21 protein-coding genes are annotated in these 20915 nt (G+C 25.5%); 19 read left to right on the top strand and 2 right to left on the bottom strand.

Annotated features, from left to right (window positions below; genetic code table 11):
• Positions 1-114 precede the first annotated feature (114 nt).
• Positions 115-1797 (top strand): dynamin family protein, encoded by a 1683-nt coding sequence (locus ABFX13_RS11690; RefSeq protein ID WP_346046188.1) that lies wholly within the window; start codon positions 115-117, stop codon positions 1795-1797.
• On the top strand, positions 1790-3460 hold the full coding sequence (locus ABFX13_RS11685) for a dynamin family protein (protein ID WP_346046186.1): 1671 nt from the start codon (positions 1790-1792) through the stop codon (positions 3458-3460). Before ABFX13_RS11690 ends, ABFX13_RS11685 begins: the two co-directional genes overlap by 8 nt.
• 41 nt (positions 3461-3501) lie before the next feature.
• Here ABFX13_RS11685 and ABFX13_RS11680 read toward each other — a convergent pair whose 3' ends face one another.
• The gene (locus tag ABFX13_RS11680) at positions 3502-3720 is read right to left on the bottom strand and encodes a hypothetical protein (RefSeq protein ID WP_346046184.1); all 219 of its coding nucleotides are present in this window, start codon (positions 3718-3720) and stop codon (positions 3502-3504) included.
• 276 nt (positions 3721-3996) lie between these two features.
• Here ABFX13_RS11680 and ABFX13_RS11675 point away from each other — a divergent pair, with 276 nt between their 5' ends.
• The 17 genes from ABFX13_RS11675 (at position 3997) to ABFX13_RS11595 (ending at position 18727) form a co-directional block, all read left to right on the top strand.
• Complete coding sequence (locus tag ABFX13_RS11675; protein ID WP_346046182.1) at positions 3997-4614, top strand: DedA family protein; 618 nt, start codon at positions 3997-3999, stop codon at positions 4612-4614.
• 121 nt (positions 4615-4735) lie between these two features.
• Positions 4736-6121, top strand: coding sequence for a YfcC family protein (locus ABFX13_RS11670; RefSeq protein WP_346046181.1), 1386 nt, complete (start codon positions 4736-4738; stop codon positions 6119-6121).
• 90 nt (positions 6122-6211) lie between these two features.
• The gene (locus tag ABFX13_RS11665) at positions 6212-7690 is read left to right on the top strand and encodes a YjjI family glycine radical enzyme (protein ID WP_346046179.1); all 1479 of its coding nucleotides are present in this window, start codon (positions 6212-6214) and stop codon (positions 7688-7690) included.
• The gene (locus ABFX13_RS11660; RefSeq protein WP_346046177.1) at positions 7690-8529 is read left to right on the top strand and encodes a YjjW family glycine radical enzyme activase; all 840 of its coding nucleotides are present in this window, start codon (positions 7690-7692) and stop codon (positions 8527-8529) included. The genes ABFX13_RS11665 and ABFX13_RS11660 overlap by 1 nt, the downstream gene beginning before the upstream one ends.
• 144 nt (positions 8530-8673) lie before the next feature.
• The gene (gene lepB / locus ABFX13_RS11655) at positions 8674-9216 is read left to right on the top strand and encodes a signal peptidase I (protein WP_428833878.1); all 543 of its coding nucleotides are present in this window, start codon (positions 8674-8676) and stop codon (positions 9214-9216) included.
• 370 nt (positions 9217-9586) lie between these two features.
• Positions 9587-10987, top strand: a complete 1401-nt coding sequence (locus tag ABFX13_RS11650; RefSeq protein WP_346046173.1) for an oxaloacetate decarboxylase subunit alpha — start codon at positions 9587-9589, stop codon at positions 10985-10987.
• Positions 10988-11004: 17 nt separating this feature from the next.
• A complete protein-coding gene (locus ABFX13_RS11645; protein ID WP_346046171.1) occupies positions 11005-11304 on the top strand; it encodes an OadG family protein in 300 nt (99 codons plus the stop codon).
• 46 nt (positions 11305-11350) lie between these two features.
• A complete protein-coding gene (locus ABFX13_RS11640) occupies positions 11351-11707 on the top strand; it encodes a biotin/lipoyl-containing protein (RefSeq protein ID WP_346046169.1) in 357 nt (118 codons plus the stop codon).
• 35 nt (positions 11708-11742) lie between these two features.
• Positions 11743-12867 (top strand): sodium ion-translocating decarboxylase subunit beta, encoded by a 1125-nt coding sequence (locus ABFX13_RS11635; RefSeq protein WP_346046202.1) that lies wholly within the window; start codon positions 11743-11745, stop codon positions 12865-12867.
• Between the two features lie 168 nt (positions 12868-13035).
• Positions 13036-13578, top strand: coding sequence for a biotin transporter BioY (locus ABFX13_RS11630; RefSeq protein WP_346046167.1), 543 nt, complete (start codon positions 13036-13038; stop codon positions 13576-13578).
• Positions 13572-13958, top strand: coding sequence for a DUF1284 domain-containing protein (locus ABFX13_RS11625; RefSeq protein ID WP_346046165.1), 387 nt, complete (start codon positions 13572-13574; stop codon positions 13956-13958). Before ABFX13_RS11630 ends, ABFX13_RS11625 begins: the two co-directional genes overlap by 7 nt.
• Before the next feature lie 20 nt (positions 13959-13978).
• Positions 13979-14275 (top strand): hypothetical protein, encoded by a 297-nt coding sequence (locus ABFX13_RS11620; RefSeq protein WP_346046163.1) that lies wholly within the window; start codon positions 13979-13981, stop codon positions 14273-14275.
• A gap of 134 nt (positions 14276-14409) precedes the next feature.
• Complete coding sequence (locus ABFX13_RS11615; RefSeq protein WP_147543430.1) at positions 14410-15084, top strand: response regulator transcription factor; 675 nt, start codon at positions 14410-14412, stop codon at positions 15082-15084.
• Entirely contained in the window at positions 15071-16303 is a 1233-nt protein-coding gene (locus tag ABFX13_RS11610; protein WP_346046161.1) for a sensor histidine kinase, read from the top strand. Before ABFX13_RS11615 ends, ABFX13_RS11610 begins: the two co-directional genes overlap by 14 nt.
• 134 nt (positions 16304-16437) lie before the next feature.
• Positions 16438-16752 carry a thioredoxin gene (gene trxA / locus ABFX13_RS11605; RefSeq protein ID WP_346046159.1) on the top strand — a complete coding sequence of 105 codons (315 nt, stop codon included), beginning with the start codon at positions 16438-16440 and terminating at the stop codon, positions 16750-16752.
• Positions 16753-16836: 84 nt separating this feature from the next.
• Positions 16837-17715 carry an NAD(P)/FAD-dependent oxidoreductase gene (locus ABFX13_RS11600; RefSeq protein ID WP_346046157.1) on the top strand — a complete coding sequence of 293 codons (879 nt, stop codon included), beginning with the start codon at positions 16837-16839 and terminating at the stop codon, positions 17713-17715.
• Between the two features lie 166 nt (positions 17716-17881).
• On the top strand, positions 17882-18727 hold the full coding sequence (locus ABFX13_RS11595; protein WP_346046155.1) for a DegV family protein: 846 nt from the start codon (positions 17882-17884) through the stop codon (positions 18725-18727).
• Positions 18728-18775: 48 nt separating this feature from the next.
• Here ABFX13_RS11595 and feoB read toward each other — a convergent pair whose 3' ends face one another.
• Complete coding sequence (gene feoB, locus ABFX13_RS11590) at positions 18776-20902, bottom strand: ferrous iron transport protein B (protein ID WP_346046153.1); 2127 nt, start codon at positions 20900-20902, stop codon at positions 18776-18778.
• Between the last annotated feature and the right edge of the window lie 13 nt (positions 20903-20915).

Genomic DNA, 20915 nt, shown 5'->3' with positions numbered 1-20915 from the left:
TATACATGTTTTTTTATGCTTAAAATAATTTTTAAATTAAATAAATCATAAAAACTTATATGTCATTAATATAATTATCTATATAAAAGAAACTCATTTTCGAGGATTGATACTATGAATTATTTAAATAGAGATGAAGTTTATGAAGAAATAACTTACAACATTAAATTAATAAATCAAAATATAGAAAATATAAAGATGCAAATTTTTAGTAAATCAAGTTATACATATGAGCTTATAACTATAGTGGAAAAAGAAGTTAAAAAAACTTTTAAAAGCATAAAAGAACTTAAAAATCCATTTTTATTATTTATTATAGGTCCAGGAAAATATGGAAAATCAACCATTATAAATTCCTTATTAGAAGATAATATACTACAAACTAAAGATATTCCCAACACATGGAAATTAGATTCACTTATACATTCAAATGATAGAAAAATTGAAATTATTTATGAGAATGATGATATTGAAAGTTTTGATTATGAAAAAGGCAATGAAATACTAAAAAATGAAGAAAATAAATTTAGAGATTCAAAGATGATTGTAAAAAGTAAGTTTGATAAATATAAAAATGGCAAAAAATTAGGAATTGAACAACTAAAATTATATAAAAAATATCTAGAAGATAAGCATTTATATAAATCAAACATATTAGAAGTCAGACATTATATAAATAAAGAAGGTATATTAAATGATTTTATAATAGTAGACACACCAGGGTTAAATCAAAGTTTATTAAAAAATACAAAAAAACGTATGATAGATTATTATAAACGAGCAGACGGAGTTATTTGGGTTTTAGATAGTCAAAATATAGTCTCAAAATCAACCAATGACCTATTAAATGACCTAAAAGAAAATTATGTAATAGACAATAAAACCAATAACATAATTTGCGTAGTTAATAAAATTGATATTATAAAAAAGCAAGAAAAAGATTTTTTTAAAGTTAAAGATAAAATAAGTCAAATATATTCTAATTACTTTAGAGATATAGTTTTAATATCATCAAAAGAAGCTATAAAAGGATATATAAAAAATGACAAAAATCTTATAGAATCTAGTAACATAGAAACTTTAAAGGATAGTATAAATGTAAACTTTAAACGACATTCTGAAGATATGCAAATAAAATCTAAATTTAAAAATTTAAAGATTATGAGCAAAAAAATAGAAAAAGAGATAGATAATTACAAGCGAAATTTATATTCTGACATATATAAATTTGATGAAGCAAAGAGAATATTAGATGAAGAAATTGATAGAATCAGAAATTACTTATTAAATCATATTAATAAGTTTTTATCTTTTGACAATTTAATATCTAACAATATAAAAATTGAGATGAAAAATTTAGAATATATAATTATAAGTGAAATTACTAAAGTATATAACTACTTAAAAAATATATCTATATTTGATACAGATTATATTGAATACAAGCTAAATTTGCAAGTTAACAAATCTAAAATGAAAGAAATCGTAAATTTAGAGAACTTGATATTAGAGTATAAAATAAATAACAATAAAAATGTTATTGATTTAAATATAATTAATAAACAACGAAATAATGAAAGAAAAGTTTATATAATTAAAAATAACATAAATACATTAAAAATTAGAATAAATGAAAATAAATTGAAAAAAATTATAGAATTAGAACAGATTATAATTAATAACATAAATATATCATTTAGAAGAAAGTATACAGATTATGAATTAATAAAAAATCATTTAATATATATAAATAATATAGATAGTATATTAAAAAAATGGGGGGATGACAATGGATAGTTTAAATAGTTACATTGAAGAAATTAAATATACTTTAATAGAATCTCCAATTAGAAATTATTTATTAAATGAAAGGAATATACCATTTAAAAAAATTATAGCTCATAATCTAGAAGATGTCATGAATAATTTGGATGTACTTTTAGATAAGCCATTTACAACTTTTAAAATAGTTATTATGGGAGAAGTTAAATCGGGCAAATCTACATTAGTAAATTCTATTATAGGAAAAGAAGTTTCGGAAGTAGATGTATTAGAAGCTACATCAAATATAATAAATTTACATTATAATAGTGAATATAGTTACAATATAGATTGTAACTGTGTAAATATAGGTGTTAATTCAAAATTTTTAAAAAATATTAATATAGTCGACACACCAGGGTTAAAAAGCATAACAAAAGAAAATGAAAAAAAATCTATAAAATATATACAAAGTGCAGATTTAATATTATTTATATTTGACTCAACTCATATAGGCCAGGAGGATATTAAAGAAGCTGTTGATTTAATTTCATCTTATGGGAAACCTATAGTAGGTATATTAAATAAAGCAGATTTATTAGAAAGTGATTATGAAGAAATTTTAAATTATATTAATGATGAATATAGTGTATATATAGATAAATTTTTTATAATATCATCTTACCTAGAATATCAACATACCATAAGTAAAAATGCTACAGTCAAAGAAAATGATATAGTAATAGATTATCCTAAGATATTAAAAGATAACTTTAGTAAACTTTTAGAATTTTTAAATGAAGTTAGTAATAAAAATGATAGTTTAAAAATAGAAAGTGTAAAATCTTCAATAGAGGCTTTAAAATATAAGGAAAAAATTTATCACTATGATTATTTAAAATCATTAGAAATGCTAGAATCTGAAATAATAAATCATAAAAAATTGCTTGAAGATAAATTTGATTATATACAATCTAAAATGGAATTTGAAGTAAATGAGTGGATAAATAAAGTATTTTTATCTGAAGAAATAAATAAAATAAATAAAAGTATGGATATAGCTAATGATTATATAAATGATAATTATATAAATAGTGTTATAAATAATAAAAAGTTAGAATTAGATGAATTATTTTTTAAGGAATGGGATGAATGTATAAAAGAAGTAAATTATATAACAAATAAGAATATAAGGGAATTTATAGATACTATAGATTATAAAAATTACAATATAGAATTACCAAAAGTAATATTAAATGAAGAAAATATAAATATAAATGAAATGTTAGCTACCATAGGAACCGGAGCTATACTTGGAGCTACATCAGGTAGTGCCTTAGCAATGTATGCGGCAGTCGTAGGAACATCGGCACAGAGTTTAACTGTAGGAGCTGCAATGCTTACTTATTGTCCACCTTTACTTTTAGCAGGTACTTTAACAGGTGGAATAGGTAAAGTTATATATGATAAATTGAAGAAAGAACAGTTAAGCAATGAAATAATAAAAGATATAGAAAATTTTAAAGAAAGTATAAAAGATGATATAAAAGATAGGTTACTACAAATTTATAGTGAAGCTAGTAAAGAAATAATAAAAGCAAATCAAGGTATATTTGAAAATTCTAAAGAGATATATATAAGTGAATATGAGATAGAAGAATTAAAAAATAAATTAAGTGAATATATAAATCAATTATAAAAAATATAAAGCGTTAATTAATAATTAACGCTTTATATTTTTTAACATTTATTATATATTTTGTATAAAGAAAAAGCTATATTACTTGTAAGTTTATTAAAATTATTATCATAACTTAGCATGTACTTTCTTATGTAAAATGAACTAAAATCAAGTTTACTTTTTATAGCTAAATTTGAAATATAGCTATATCTTATGCAAACTGTAGATAAAAAATAAATTAAAAACAACATAAATAAAATTAAAATGAATATAGACATATATACCCCCCAAAAAGTTTTATAAATACATATTCCTATAATTAAATTGTACAACCAATAATATAAAAATTCAAAACATTATGAAAGACAATATCTGACTAAAATTTATATAAAATTTAATTAAACAACATAAAAAACGAAATGAAAGGATTTTGAAAATTTTATATAAGTAAATAAGTATATTGATGCGTTTATCGTTATTATGGTATTATAATAAAATATAGTACTGTTTAAAACATAGTAGTATATAAATTTAATTAATAAGAGGTGAAGGAGATGAATTTAAAGTTATTAATAGAAGAGTTTATTATAAATTATGGTCTAATAAGTATTTTTATAATAGTAGCTTTAGAATATGCAAATCTTCCTCTGCCTAGTGAATTAGTTTTACCATTAATAGGTATATTTGCATTTGAGTATGATATGAATTTTATACAAGTTTTAACTGCATCTGTATTAGGAGGACTTAGTGGTTCTATAATAAACTATTACTTAGGATTAAAATTAGGTAAACCATTAGTAGATATGTTGGCTACTAGGTTTCCAAGTACTAAAAGATCTATTAGAGCATCCTATTCATGGATAAAAAAATATGATAAATCGTCAATTATGATATCTAGGTTAATACCAGTTGCTAGAACTTTTATTTCAATAATTGCAGGTGTTATAAAAATGAACATAATAGCTTTTATAATATATTCGACTATAGGAATAAGCTTATGGAATTTAATACTAATATCAGCAGGATATATATTAAGTGATAAATTGCATATAATAATATCTATATTAAAGAAGTACTCTTTATTTGTAATTTTTTTGATAATTATTATTTTAGGCTTTTATATATTAAAGAATAAATTAAATAATAAAAATAATAAAAAAAAGACACGATAGTGTCTTTTTTATAAAGATAAATTTGGTTGTATAATAGCTATTTAAATAATAATTTAATACATTACAAATTATATTAAAAATTCCACATTTAATTAAATATTTTTAAATAGGAGATATTATTATGCATAAGTTTAAAATTAAAATACCACATACCTTTACTATAATATTTTTACTTATAATAATAGTAGCAATTCTAACGTACATTATTCCTAGTGGAGAGTTTAAAAGGATTGATTTAGGTGGAAGGATAGTAGTAAAGTCTGGAACATACCATAGGGTAGATTCTAATCCTCAAGGAATAAAAGATATATTTATGGCCCCTATTAATGGTTTTGTAGATGCAGCAGAGGTTGTTGGATTTGTATTATTGGTAGGAGGGGCTTTTGGGATAGTAAACAAAACTGGAGCTGTAGAATCAGGTATAAACCAAATCGTAAGTAAACTTAAAGGATGGAAGGTTTTGATAATACCTGTATCTATGATACTATTTGGATTAGGTGGTTCTACATTCGGGATGAATGAGGAAACACTTCCTTTTTATATGATATTTATACCAATTATGATAAATTTAGGGTACGATTCATTAACTGGAATAAGTACAGTATTTTTAGGTTCAGGAACTGGAATTATAGCATCCACTATAAATCCATTTTCAGTAGGAATAGCTCAGGCATTAGCTAATGTAGTGCCAGGATCAGGTATATTTTATAGAATTATTATCTTTATAGTACTCATGACTATATCTATAACATTTTTGATGATTTATGCTAATAAAATTAAAAAAGATCCAAAAAAATCACTAGTATATGAATATGATACAAACAATAAAAAAGATTTTATACTAGATGAATCAGATATAAAGCCATTTACTCTAAAAGAAGGGATTGTTTTAACGATATTTATTAGTGGGATGATTATCATGGTTTATGGAGTCTTAAATATGGACTGGTATATACCTGAAATAGCTATGATATTTTGTATAATAGGTGTTTTTTCCGGAATACTTGGAGGACTTAAGCAAAAAGAAATAATAGATTCATTTTTAGCAGGAGTTTCAGCTTTACTCTCTGCAGCACTTGTTATAGCATTAGCTCGTGGAATTGTTATAGTAGCACAAAATGGACATATAATAGATACATTATTAAATTATTCTGCCAATGCTTTAAGTAAATTGCCAAAGTTTATATTTATAATTTTATCTTTTTTACTTGAATCATCATTAGCATTTTTAATACCATCATCTTCAGGCTTAGCATCGCTTACTATTCCAGTATTAGCACCACTTTCTGATTTAGTGGGAGTTTCTAGTCAATTAATAATAATGGCTTATCAATTTGGTGCAGGGCTTATAAATTTAATAACTCCAACATCTGGAGTATTAATGGGTGCATTGGCTTTTGCGAAAATACCATGGTCTAAGTGGGTAAGATTTTTAGTCCCTTTATTTGGGATTATGATAATAGTATGTATTATATTTTTAACTATTGGATTGTATATAGGATTTTAAAATATATTTAATAAATGTTTATTAGTATTAACAAAAGCTTAATAGTATGGTAGAATTAGTACAATAAATATAAAAATGGGGGATTAAGTAATGAATAGTATAGAACAAATATTACATTCTATGGATATGCAATATCATGAGAAGAGAGCAAATTTAGCAAGATTAGCAGAAGACTCTTTATCTCCTTTAAAAATAAGTGATGAAACTAAATCGTATTTAGATAGAAAAATATTATGTGATATGAATGAAGGAACAAGACCTTATAGACCAAGGTACATATTACCGGATTATGTTAAGTTTATGAAACAGGGTAGTGAATATTTAGATATAAAACCACCAACGGATTTATATGAAGCAGTTGATGCATTAATAATAATTTATAGATATGTTCCTTCTATAACAGGATATCCAGTATATGTTGGTCAAATAGATGATGTACTTGAACCGTTTATGGATACTGTAAGTGAAAAAGAAGCATATAATTTAATAAAGATGTTGCTTATAAATATAGATAGAACTTTACCAGATGCTTTTGTGCATATGAATATAGGACCAAAAGATACTAGAGTTGGTAGATTAGTAATACAAATAGAAAGAGAACTTAAAAAAACTATACCTAATGTTACTTTAAAATGTAGCGAAGAAACTCCAGATGATCTTATAAAATATGGAATAGAATCAGCTCTTGAAAATATAAAACCATATTTTGTAAATCACAGATTAATGACTAATGATTTAGGGGAAGATTATGGAGTTGTTAGTTGCTATAATTCATTAAGAATAGGTGGAGGAGCACATACTTTAACAAGACTTAATTTAAAAGCTTTAGCTATGGAAAGTGAAAATTATGAAGATTTTATGGATGACAAACTTCCAAAAGCAGTAAAAGCATTATGTGAGCTTACTAATGCAAGAATAAAATATTTAGTAGAAGATGTAAAATTCTTTGAAAGTTCATTTTTAGCAAAAGAAGGGCTAATAGATTTAAATAAATTTACATCAATGCCAGCTATATATGGAACATTTGAATGTGTTGAAATATTCACAGGAAAACAAATGGGACATGATGAAAAAGCTAATGATGTAGCTGAAGAAATATGTAAAAAATTTGCTGAATTAGCAAAAAATGAAGAAGCTATTTATTGTGGAGGAACTAATGGTAAGCATGGAGTACATGCACAAGGGGGACTAGAATCCGATACTGATACAACACCAGCTGTAAGAATAAAATACGGATGTGAACCTAATATATTTGATCATATAAATTTATCAGCAAGACTTCATAAGTATTTTGATACAGGATGTAGTGATATATATTTATTTGATGAAACAGCTAAAAATAATATAGATGGAATGTTAAGAGTTGTAAAAGGTGCTCTTGAAAGTGGTATAAGAGTTTTATCTATAAATAGTGATTCTTCAGAGTTTGTTAGAATAACTGGATATCTAGTAAAAAAGAGTGATATAAAGAAATTTAATGAAGGTGAAAACTTAAGAGAAGATTCTGTTTTATTAGGAGCGTTAACTATGAAAAATGGAATAGAGGATAGAAAGGTTAGAAATATTTAATGAAAGCTCCTGTAAATAAAATTATTAACATGAGTTTTATAGATGGTCCAGGATGTAGAATAAGTGTATTTTTACAAGGTTGCAATATGAAATGTATATATTGTCATAACCCAGAGACTCAAAATATATGTATTTCTTGTAAAAAATGCTTAGATGTGTGTAAGGTAGGAGCTATTAAGTTTAATGATAAAATTATTTATGATAAAGATATTTGTATAAATTGTGATGAGTGCATAGGGATATGTAAAAGTTATGCATCACCTAAAATTACTTATTATACACCAAATGAACTTTTTGATTATATAAATAAGTATAAAAATTTTATAGACGGAATAACTTTCTCTGGAGGAGAATGTACTTTGTATAGTGATTTTATAATAGAATTTACTAATATAGTACATAAAAAAACTAACCTTAATGTATTTGTAGATACTAATGGATATATAAATGAAAATGATATTAATAATCTTTTAGATTGTGTAGATGGATTTATGTTTGACTTGAAAGCATTTGATAGTGATACACATATAAAAGTTACAGGTGTAGAAAATAACTTAGTTTTAAATAATATAAATAAATGTTCTAAATCTAATAAACTTTATGAAATAAGAACTGTTTTATTAGAAAATATAAACGATAATGAAAATATATTTTCAAAAGAACTTAATTATATAAAAAACTTAAATAACTATACTAAATTTAAATTAATACCGTTTAGAAGATATGGAGTTAGAGGGGAACTTTCTAATTTTAGAGATTATCCGAAAGAAAAATACATGAAATACTATGAGAAAGCGAAAGAAGTATTAAAAGATAGAATGCTAAATCCTATAATTTAATAAAATAAGTATATATGTAACCCTAGGTAACAAAATGTTAGCTAGGGTTTTTTTATGCAAGAATATAGAGTACGAAAGCTAGAAAATATCAAAGGACATATATTTATAAAAATAGAAAGCTAAATACATAAATAAATATATGGGGTGATTATATTGAAAGCTAAAATTATAAATAAAACTGTTGAATGGATAAAAGTTATAACATTAGCTATATGTATGGGGCTTATAGTAACTTATTTTATTGTACCAACTGTAGTTAGTGGAGAATCCATGTATCCAACATTAAATACCGAAGATTATTTAATAATAAATAAATTTGCTTATAAAAAAAATATGCCAAATAGAGGGGATATAGTAGTTTTTAAAACTGAATTAAAAGATAATAAAGGTAGCAAAAAAAGTTTGATTAAAAGAATTATAGGCTTACCTAAAGAACATTTGATTATAAAAAATGGAAAAGTCTATATAAATGATAAATTAATTGATGAACCTTATATAAATGATGATTATACTTGTGGTGATGTAGATGTTGTTATACCTGATGACTGTTATTTTGCTATGGGAGATAATAGATTATTAAGCAAAGATAGTAGAGATAAAGACGTTGGACTGGTAAATAAAAGTGATATTATAGGGAAAGTTGGAGTTAGATTATTTCCATTTAAAGAAGTTGGGATAGTAAATTAAAATTAAATATTTAATTTTCTTTATAGGGTATTCAAGTGAGTATCCTATATTTTTTATTAAGCTAAAGTTTTTAATTTTAAAGATGAGATTAAAATAAAGTTTAAAAAATTGATAAAAAATAATATTATTTAAATAATACTAAAATATATGAAAAGTTAAATTAATTTTATCATTTAAAATAGTTTGTTAATATATATAAATAAAAAAGATACGTCAAATACTTAACAAAAAATAACCTTTAAAAAAAATATGCTAAAAAAATATAAAAAAATACTAAAAATGCTTTAGAAATTAAATAAAGCAGTATATAATATAAGCGAGGTAAAATTTATATTGGGTATATATTTTTATTTAGGAGTGTGAGGATATAGTGAGTCAGTTAAAAATAACTGAAACAGCATTAAGAGATGGGCATCAGTCTTTAATTGCTACAAGGTTAACTACAGAAGAAATACTACCTATATTAGAAACTATGGATAAGGTAGGATATCACTCTATGGAAGTTTGGGGTGGAGCGACATTTGATGCATGCATACGTTTTTTAAACGAAGATCCATGGGAAAGATTAAGAGAAATAAAAAAAAGAGTTAAAAATACTAAATTACAAATGCTTTTAAGGGGACAAAATCTTTTAGGATATAGAAACTATGCCGATGATTTAGTTGATAAGTTTATTAAACTTTCTTTGGAAAACGGTATCGACATAATAAGAGTATTTGATGCTTTAAATGATGTAAGAAATATAGAAGCATCTATGAAAGCTATAAAAAAATATGGTGGACATTGTCAATGTGCAATATCATATACAACAAGTGATGTTCATACTACAGAGTATTATTTAAAATTATTAAAAACTATGGAATCTATGGGGGCTGATTCTATATGCATAAAAGATATGGCTGGGGTTTTAACACCATATAATGCTTATGATTTAGTAAAAAAAATGAAAGAGATAACTAATTTACCTATAGAACTACATACGCACTGTACAAGTGGTATAGCTGATATGATATATATGAAGGCCGTAGAAGCTGGAGTTGATATAATAGATACTGCAATATCTCCATTTTCAGGAGGTACATCTCAACCTCCAACTGAGTCTTTAGCAGTAACATTTAGTGAAATGGATAGAAATCCAAATTTAAATATGGAAGCTTTATTAGAGGTTGCAGAGTATTTTAAACCTATAAGAGATAAGTATATGGAAAACGGTACTTTAAACCCTAAAGTATTGTTGACAGAACCTCAAACGTTAAACTACAAGGTTCCAGGTGGTATGTTATCAAACTTACTATCTCAATTAAAACAACAAAATGCAACAGAAAAATATGAAGATGTTTTAAGAGAAGTTCCAAGAGTGAGAGCAGATCTTGGATATCCACCATTAGTTACACCTATGAGTCAAATGGTAGGAACTCAAGCATTATTTAATGTATTAACTGGAGAAAGATATAAATTAGTACCAAAAGAAATTAAAGATTATGTAAAAGGACAATATGGAAAAGCACCAGCACCTATTGATGAAGAAATAAAGAAAAAGATAATAGGTGAAGAAGAAGTTATAACTATAAGACCTGCAGATCTTTTAGAACCAGAATTTGAAAAGATAAAGTTAGAAGCTGGAGAATTAGTTAAATGTGATGAAGATGTATTAACATATGCATTATTCCCACAAGTAGCACCAAATTTTTTAGAAAATAAGTATAATCCAAAAAAAGAAGAAGTATTAAGTGAAGAAAATAAAATTCACTATATAACAGTAACTATGTAGAAAATGGGTGATAATTAATGTTTGGTAATGAAATAAGTATAATGGAAGCCATTAATATAACTATATCAAGTATGACTATAGTATTTTTGACTTTGATATTGATATCTCTTGTACTATCTTCATTTAAATATATATTTAAAACAAAACCAAAAGTTAAAGAAGAATTAGTAAAAAGAGATTTACCAGTGAGTCAAGATAGTACTTACTACGATGATGAAGAAGATAGAATAGTAGTTGCACTTGCAGCATCTATAATGGCAGGAGAGGGGAAAATAAATCCTAATCTTCATGTAAAGAAAATAACTAGAATAAAATAAATTATTTATATAAATATATAATAAAATATTTGAGGGAGAGATAAAAATGAGCGCTAAGACATATCATATAAAATTAAATGGAAAAGTTTATGAAGTTGAAATAGAAGAAGTTCAAAAGGGACAAAATCCAGAGCCTACAGTTCAAAAGACACCACAACAACCTAAAAAAGAAGTAGCGTCTAATGGTTTAGGAGAATCAATAGATGCACCAATGCCAGGAACTATAGTAAATATAATGGTTAAAAATGGGGAGTCAGTTAAGAAAGGTCAAGTAGTAGCTATACTGGAAGCTATGAAGATGGAAAATGAAATAGTAGCTCCGATAGATGGAACAGTTGTTTCTGTTGATGTAGAAAAGGGTCAGAATGTAAACCTTGGAGATAGCTTAGTACAAATAGGATAATCGTATAATAAATAGGGGGCGTTGATGTGTTAGAAATGTTACAGACTTTCTTTGCAAATACGGGATTTGCAATGGTAGATTATAGACAAATAATAATGATTTTAATAGCTTGTATATTTTTATACTTAGCTATAGCTAAAGGATATGAACCATATCTTTTAATACCAATATCTATAGGTATGTTACTTGCTAATATGCCAGGTGTTGATTTAATGAAAGCAGCTACAGACTCTGAAAATGGAGGGTTATTATATTACTTATATCAAGGAACTAAACTAGGAATATATCCGCCACTAATATTTTTATGTATAGGGGCTAGTACAGATTTTGGACCAATAATTGCAAATCCTAAAACACTTTTATTAGGGGCTGCAGCTCAATTTGGAGTATTTTTTGCATTTATGGGAGCTATACTTTTAAAATTTACAGGGCCAGAAGCTGCATCTATAGGAATAATAGGTGGAGCAGATGGACCGACAGCAATATTTTTAACAGGAAAATTAGCTCCACATTTATTAGGAACAATAGCATTAGCAGCTTATTCATATATGGCATTAGTTCCAGTTATACAACCACCTATAATAAGAGCTTTAACTACTAAAGAAGAGCGTATGGTTAAAATGGAACAATTAAGACCAGTTTCTAAAACTGAAAAAATAGTATTTCCTATAGTTATAATGATTTTAGTTATAGGGTTACTACCAACTGCAGCACCACTTATAGGAATGCTTATGTTTGGAAACTTAATAAAAGAAAGTGGAGTAGTTCCAAAATTAGTTGAAACTGCTACAGGACCATTATTATATATAATAACTATAATACTTGGTTTAACAGTTGGAGCTACAGCTAATGCAAAAACTTTCTTAACGCCTCAAACATTAGGAGTAACAGCTATGGGACTTGTTGCGTTTTCAGTAGGGACAGCAGCAGGCGTATTATTTGGGAAAATAATGTATAAGGTTACTAAAGGTAAGGTTAACCCGATGATAGGTGCAGCAGGGGTTTCTGCAGTTCCTATGGCAGCTAGAGTAGTTCAAAAGGTAGGACAAGAAGAGAATCCTTCAAATTTCTTACTTATGCATGCTATGGGACCAAATGTTGCTGGAGTTATAGGTTCAGCAGTAGCAGCAGGAGTTCTTTTACAATTATTTGTTAAATAGAAATTTATAAAGCTATTTCAAATTAAACTGATTATTATTTAAAGTTTATTTGAAATAGCTTTTTTAGTTAACTTTATAAATAAAAAAGTTGACATTTGAAAGGATTAATCGTTACAATTAAAATGTAAACTAACAATATGAAAAAGGTTAACTAAGGGGGGATAAGTAATGAAACTAAGTACTAGAGATTTAATAATTTGTGCAATATTTGCAAGTATAACTGCTATTTTAGCTCAAATTTCTATACCACTTCCATTTTCCACAGTTCCACTTACAATGCAAGTTTTTGCAGTAACTATAAGCGGTATAATATTAGGAGCTAAGAAAGGGTTTATATCACAATTGATATATGTTATATTAGGAGCTATAGGAATGCCTGTATTTGCAGGCATGAGTGGAGGAATGGGCGTAGTTTTTGGGTATACTGGAGGCTTTATAATTTCATTTCCAATAATGGCATTAGTTATAGGTTATGTAAGTGAAAGAAATGATAAAGTTTATTGGATAATTATTTCTATGATTTTAGCATTAGTTATAAATTATTCAATAGGAACTTTATGGTATTCATTTGTAGCAGGTGTTGGAATTATACAAGGATTTACAGTTTGTGTAGTACCATTTTTAATTGCAGATATAATAAAGATATGTTTAGCTACTACTATAGGCATAAGTGTTAAAAGTAGAATAAAAAAAGAGGTATATTCATGTTAAAAATAAGACCACATCACTTTTTATGCATGAAAGCTTTTATAGGAAGAGGATATAGTAAAGATTTTACAGAAAATATGATAGATACGATAAATAATCTAAAAGAAAATAAAAATCAAAAGATAGAGGTTGTAGTTGATTTAGATAAGTTATGTTCAAAATGTCCTAACAATATTAAAAATAAAATATGTAATACTAATGAAAGTGTAGTTCAAATGGATAAAAAGGTGATGAAATACTTTAATATAAAAACAGGAGTATATGAATATGAAGAAATTATAAATTTAATATATAATAATATAAATGAAGATATAATAAAAGATATATGTGGAAATTGTAGTTGGTATAAAGTAACAAACTGCAAAGATTTGATATTATTATAATTAAAGGAGTAATTTAGCAAATGACAAGTAATATATTTGATATAAGTGATATAATATCTATAGTTATGGCAATGATTGAAGATATTAAAAATGAAGAGCTTTATGGAGTTGAAAATGATGATTTAAATTTACCTTTAAACATAAGTAATAAGATAGATTATTTAAATGAAGACGAGTGTGAAGAGTTTTTCAATTTAATAGAAGAAGTAACTAATAAAGTATATAATCTTAAAAACGGAGAACTTCATGAATTAAATCTTCTACATAAAGAAATAATAAAATTTTCAAATGAAAATCTTAAAAAATATTTAGCATAGTAATTAAGTATAAAAATAGACTATCTAGGACTTTAGATAGTCTATTTTTATATACATATAGTAAAGTTTTTATATTGGTAAATATTTATATTTTATACTAAAATAATAGATATAAATATAAAGGAGGAGTATTTATGAAAATCCTTGTAGTAGAAGATAATATAAGTTTGCTTAAAAGTATAACAAAAGAGTTAGAAAATCACTTTCAAGTTGAAAGTACAAGTAATGGAGAAGAAGCTTATTATCTTATAAATCAAAATATATATGATCTTGTTGTACTAGATTTAATGATTCCAGGTATGAATGGAATAGAGGTATTAGAAAATGTAAGAAAAAATAATGAAGACATATTAGTTTTAATACTTACAGCTAAAGAAAGTTTAGATGACAAAGTAAAGGCATTTATGATAGGGGCTAATGATTATTTAACTAAACCATTTTATATGGAAGAGTTAGTAGCTAGAATATATGCTATGCTAAGAACAAAAGGAAAGATAGATAATAAAAATATATTAGAATTTAAAGATTTAAAGCTTGATTTAAATAAAAAAAGTGCAACTATAAATGGACAAGAATTAGACCTTCCTAATAAGCAATTTAATTTATTAGAATATCTGATTTTAAATAAAGGAACTATATTATTAAAAGAACAAATATTTGATAGAATTTGGGGAATGGATAGTGATTCTACAATAGATATAGTTGAAGTATATATAAGCAATATAAGAAAAAAATTAAGTAAATACGATTATCAAAAGTACATAGTTACCAAAAGAAGAGTGGGGTATATGTTTGATGATAAACAATGATATTTTAATAAAAACGAAGAAAAACTTAATTAAAATAAACATAGCAGTTGTTGGCAGTTTTTTAATAATATTTTCGTTTTGTATATATGGTTATTTTAAAGCCCAAACTTATAAAAATGTAGATAGTTATTTAAAAGAAGAATTAGAGTATATTGGAATACAGTTAGAAAGAAATCATTTGTATGTAGCTCCTAAATTATTAGATCCTCAAAATATTATATATATATATAAAGACAATCAAGTAAAATATTTTACTCCTAATGGATACTTTAAAGATTTTATACCATATAATAATAGTAAGGATTTAGGGTTTAGTACTTATAAAGAAAATGGCTACACATTTAGAGAAATTAAGTTTAATATTTCAGGATATACTATACAGATAATAAGAAATATAGATTCAGAAATGGTATTATTAAATAGGTTAATGGCTATTTTTTTTGTTGGAATAATTTTTGCAATAATCATTACTTACTTTATTGCTTTATATCTTACAAAAAAAGCATTAGTACCTATTGAAACAACTTGGAATAATCAAGTTAAGTTTATTCAAGATGCATCACATGAACTTAGAACTCCTATAGCTATAATTTCTTCTAAGTTAGAAAGTATTTTAAAACATCCTCAAAATTCTATAAGTGATGAAGTAGAAACTATAGCTGATGCTATGAAAGAAAATAGAAGATTAAAAAAGATGGTAAATGATTTACTACATTTAACTAAAGAAGAAAGTATTACAAGTTTACAAATAGAAGAATTTGATATAAATAATCTTATAAAAGATATAAGTGATGATTATATAGAAATAGCTGATATGTATGATAAACAATTTAGTTATGACTTTTGTAAAAATAGTAATATTATAATTACTGATAAAGCTAAATTAAGACAGCTTATATTAATATTTATAGATAATGCATTTAAATATACTAATAAAGGTGATTCTATAAATATAAGTGTAAATGATAGAGAGAATAATTTTATCATATCTATAAAGGATAGTGGCATAGGTATAAGTAATGATGAAATTAATTTAATATTTGATAGGTTTTTTAGAAGTAAAAATGTTAGAAATAAAGATATTGATGGATCTGGAATTGGGCTTAGTATAGCCAAAATGATTGTAAATAGTTTAAAAGGAAATATAAATGTATATTCTAAAGAAAATAAAGGCACAACATTTGATATAGTTTTGCCTAAAAAGATAAAAAATAATTGATTTGAAGTATATCACTTGGGTATAATTAAAACATAGCAATAAATGGTATATAACTTACAAAAATATAGTAATATACGTTATTGCATATAATAAAGAATGTAAATTTAATTAATATATATTAGGAGGATAATACTATGGCTAAAATAGTAAATACAGGAAGTTTTAGAGGAGCAGTAGAAGAAAATAAAGGGGTAGTAGTTGTAGACTTTTTTGCAACTTGGTGTGGACCTTGTAAAATGCTAGCTCCAGTATTTGAAAGTGTTTCAGAAGAATTAAATGATGCTAAATTTGTTAAAGTTGATATAGATGAAAGTTTAGAATTAGCTCAAAAATACGGAATATCAACAGTTCCAACTATGATGATATTTAAAGACGGTAAAGTTGTAGATACTTTAGTAGGATTTATGCCAAAAGATAGTTTAAAAGCTAAAGTAGAAGCTCATTTATAAGAAATTTTATTTAGGGTGCTAAATTATTAGCACCCTAAATTACATATACTTTGATTTATAAATAAATAAAGAAGGTGAATAAATATGAGATATGATATAGCTATAATAGGTAGTGGACCAGCAGGTATATCGGCTGCTATAAATGCGACTATAAGAAATAAAAAAATAATATTATTTGGAAATGATGATTTAAGTGCAAAATTAGTCAAAGCACCATCAATAGATAATTATTTAGGTTTTTATGATATAAGCGGAAAAGATTTAAAAGATAAGTTTAAAACTCATTTAGATGAAATGAAAATAGAAATAACTAAAGCCAAAATAAATAATGTGTATTCAATGGGCGATTACTTTAGTTTAATGGCAGGGGATGAGATTTTTGAATCCAGTGCAGTTATAATAGCTACAGGTGTAGAATATGGTAAGCCTATAAAAGGAGAAGAAGAATTTTTAGGTAAAGGTGTCGGATATTGTGCAACTTGTGATGCTCCTTTATACAGAGATAAAAAAGTTGCAGTAATAGGTTATAACCATGAAGCAGAAGAAGATGCAAACTTTTTAAGTGAAATAGCATCTAAAACTTATTTCATACCTATGCATAAAAATGAACTTAATTTAAATGAAAATATAGAAGTTATAAAAGATTTTCCACTTGAAATAAAAGGGGATAAACTAGTTAATAAATTACAATTAAGAAGTCAAGATTTAGATGTTGATGGCGTTTTTGTTATGAAGGATAGTGCATCACCAAAAGCTTTAGTTCCGGGAATTGAAACAGAAGGGGTTCACATAAAAGTTAATATAAATATGGAAACTAATATACCAGGATGTTTTGCATGTGGTGATTGTGCTGGTAAGCCATATCAGTATTTAAAATCAGCAGGTCAAGGACAAATAGCAGCACTTAATGCTGTTAGTTACTTAGATAAGAAAAAAATAGAAGAGAAAATGAAAAATAAATAAGTATGTAAAAAAGTTATTTTTAATAATAATTTATTATTAAAAATAACTTTTTTTATTTTTATAAACAATAAAATATAGAAAGTAAATAAAAAATTAAATATAGTATTAGTATCAGGTAATAATAATTAATGATAAAAATATTATAAAAATCAATACGGAGGATTGGATGAATAATATAAAGTTAATATGTGATAGTTTATCAGATATACCTAAGGAGCTAATAGATAAATATGATATACATGTAATACCATTAACAGTTATATTTGGTGGTAAAGAATATATAGATGGTATAGATTTAAGTAAGCAAGAATTTTACAAAATGTTAAGAAATAGTGAAGATATGCCAAAGACATCTCAATGTACATATATACAATTTAGAGATGTTTTTAAAAGATATCTAAATAAAGGAAATGATATATTATATATAGGGGGATCTTCTGTTGCATCAGGGACTTTTCAAAGTGCTATGATGGCTAAAAATGATTTAGATGGGAATATATATATGATAGATACTCAAAATCTATCTATAGGTAGTGGATGTCTTTTATTATCAGCAGCTGAAATGTTAGAAAGAAAAGTAGATATAAAAGATATATTAAATCATTTAGAGAATTTAAAAGAAAGTGTTAAAGTATTATTTACAGTAGATACACTAGAGTACTTACAAAAAGGTGGTAGAATATCTCTTGCTAAAGCAACTATCGGGAATATGTTGAATATAAAACCAATACTTGCTATAGAAGAAGGGCTTGTTAAACCTATAAATCAAGTAAGAGGTAAAAAACAAGTTGTAAGTAAAATATTATCATTAATCAAAGAAAATTTTGGAGAAGATTTAACTAATAAAAGACTTATATTTGGGTTTGGAGATAATGATAAAGAATTTAATTCTTTTGTAGAAAGATTAAAAGAAGAATTTAAAGTAGGTGAAATTATAAGTGTTAATGTAAGCACTTGTATATGTGCACATTCAGGTCCTGGAATAATAGGAATAGCTTGTTGTGATAAATAAAAATAGACTGTCTTAAATTTAAGACAGTCTATTTTTATTTATTAGATATTAAGCTATTCCAAATAATTTAAATATACAAGTAGTTCCAAAGCAAACTATAAATGCTATAGCTGTAGGCATTAAAAATCCAACAGCAGTCCATTTATTACTACCAGTTTCTTTTTTTATAGTTAGTAAAGTTGTAGCACAAGGCCAGTGAAGTAAACTAAATAACATAGTATTTATAGCTGTTAAATAAGTCCATCCATTATCTTTTAAAACTTCACCTAGAGCAGATAAACTATCAAATTCAATCATAGAGCCAGTTGCTAGGTAAGACATTAAAAGTATTGGTATTACTATTTCATTTGCAGGGAATCCTAGTATAAATGCAAGTAATATAAATCCATCAAGCCCTATAAATTTTGCTATTGGATCTAAAAATCCTGCAACGTGTGATAATACACTAGTATCCCCAACGTATATATTTGCAAATATCCATGTTATAACACCTGCTGGAATTGCAACAACAATTGCACGACATAAAACAAATATAGTTCTATCAATTATAGAAGTATATATAACTCTACCAATTTTAGGAGTTCTATATGGTGGAAGTTCTAGTGTGAAAGTTGAAGGAACTCCTTTTAACATAGTTTTAGATAGTATATAAGATACTACTAGTGTAGTTAAAATACCAAACACTATAGTCAAAGCTATACAAAGAGCAACTACAATATTACTAGCAAAGGAATTTTGTATAAAATATGTGAAAAATATTGTAGCTATAGCTATTAGTGTTGGAAAACGACCATTACAAGGAACGAAGTTATTAGTAAGAATAGCTATTAATCTTTCTCTTGGTGAATCTATTATTCTACAACCTATAACACCAGCTGCGTTACAACCAAATCCCATGCACATAGTTAAACATTGTTTACCATGACAACAAGCTTTTTTAAACATATGATCTAAATTAAAAGCTACTCTAGGAAGATATCCTAAATCTTCAAGAAGAGTAAATAGAGGGAAAAATATTGCCATAGGAGGAAGCATAACAGATACAACCCATGCAAGTGTTCTATACATTCCGTAACTAATCATTTCATTTAACCATAAAGGACAATTTAAATTTGTTAAAAAGTCATATAAAATAGGTTCAAATTTAAATAGAAAATCAGATAACATTCCAGATGGTACATTAGCACCTTCTATAGTAATCCAAAGTATCATGCATAACATTAATAACATTAATGGTAAACCAAACTTTTTAGAAGTTAATACTTTATCTATTTTTTCATCTCTATTAAATTTATTTTTATTTTGAATTGTAACACTTTTATCATATAATTCTTTGGCATAAGAATATATTGACATATTCATACTATCTCGAATATTAGTTTTATTTATATCTAAAGGTAATTTTAACTTAACTTTATCTACAGCTTTTTTATAATCACTGCCTATATACTTATTCATAGATTCATATATACTTTCATCACCATCTATAAGTCTAAGACCCAACCATCTAGATTTTATATAAGGTATATTTTTAGATAAATCCGGTTCTATTGTACTAAGTAGTTGTTCTATATTATTATCATACTTTATAATTTTATTTTGGTAATTATATGATTTAGATACAACTAAATCTAATGTATCAAGTAGTTCATTCATACCTTCACCATTTCTAGCTGCTGTTAATACTACTGGTATTCCTAATTCTTTTTCTATTAAGTCTTTATCTATAGATATACATTTTTTTCTAGCTTCGTCAATTAAATTTATACAAAGTATAACATTATCTGTAAGTTCCATAATTTGAAATACTAAATTTAAGTTTCTTTCTAAAGATGTAGCATCAGCAACTACTACAACTGCATCAGGTCTACCGAAGCAGGCAAAATCACGAGCTACCAATTCTTCTTGAGAAGCTGCAAACAAAGAATAAGTTCCAGGTAAATCTATAAGAGTAAAATCTTTATTATTATGCTTAAAATCTCCCCTAGCGGTACAAACAGTTTTACCAGGCCAGTTTCCAGTATGTTGTCTAAGTCCTGTAAGATAATTAAATACAGTACTTTTACCGGTATTTGGATTTCCTGCAAGAGCTATAACAAATTGATCGTCTTTTTTATCGATATTAAACATATCTTTTAATGATTTAATTTTAGTAGAATCATAAGTTAACCCCATAAATGTCCCCCCA

Source organism: Paraclostridium tenue (assembly GCF_039521565.1).
In the GTDB taxonomy this organism is placed as follows: domain Bacteria; phylum Bacillota; class Clostridia; order Peptostreptococcales; family Peptostreptococcaceae; genus Paraclostridium; species Paraclostridium tenue.
The sequence above is the reverse complement of the archived record's forward strand: the minus strand, read 5'-3'. Positions and strand labels throughout refer to the sequence as shown.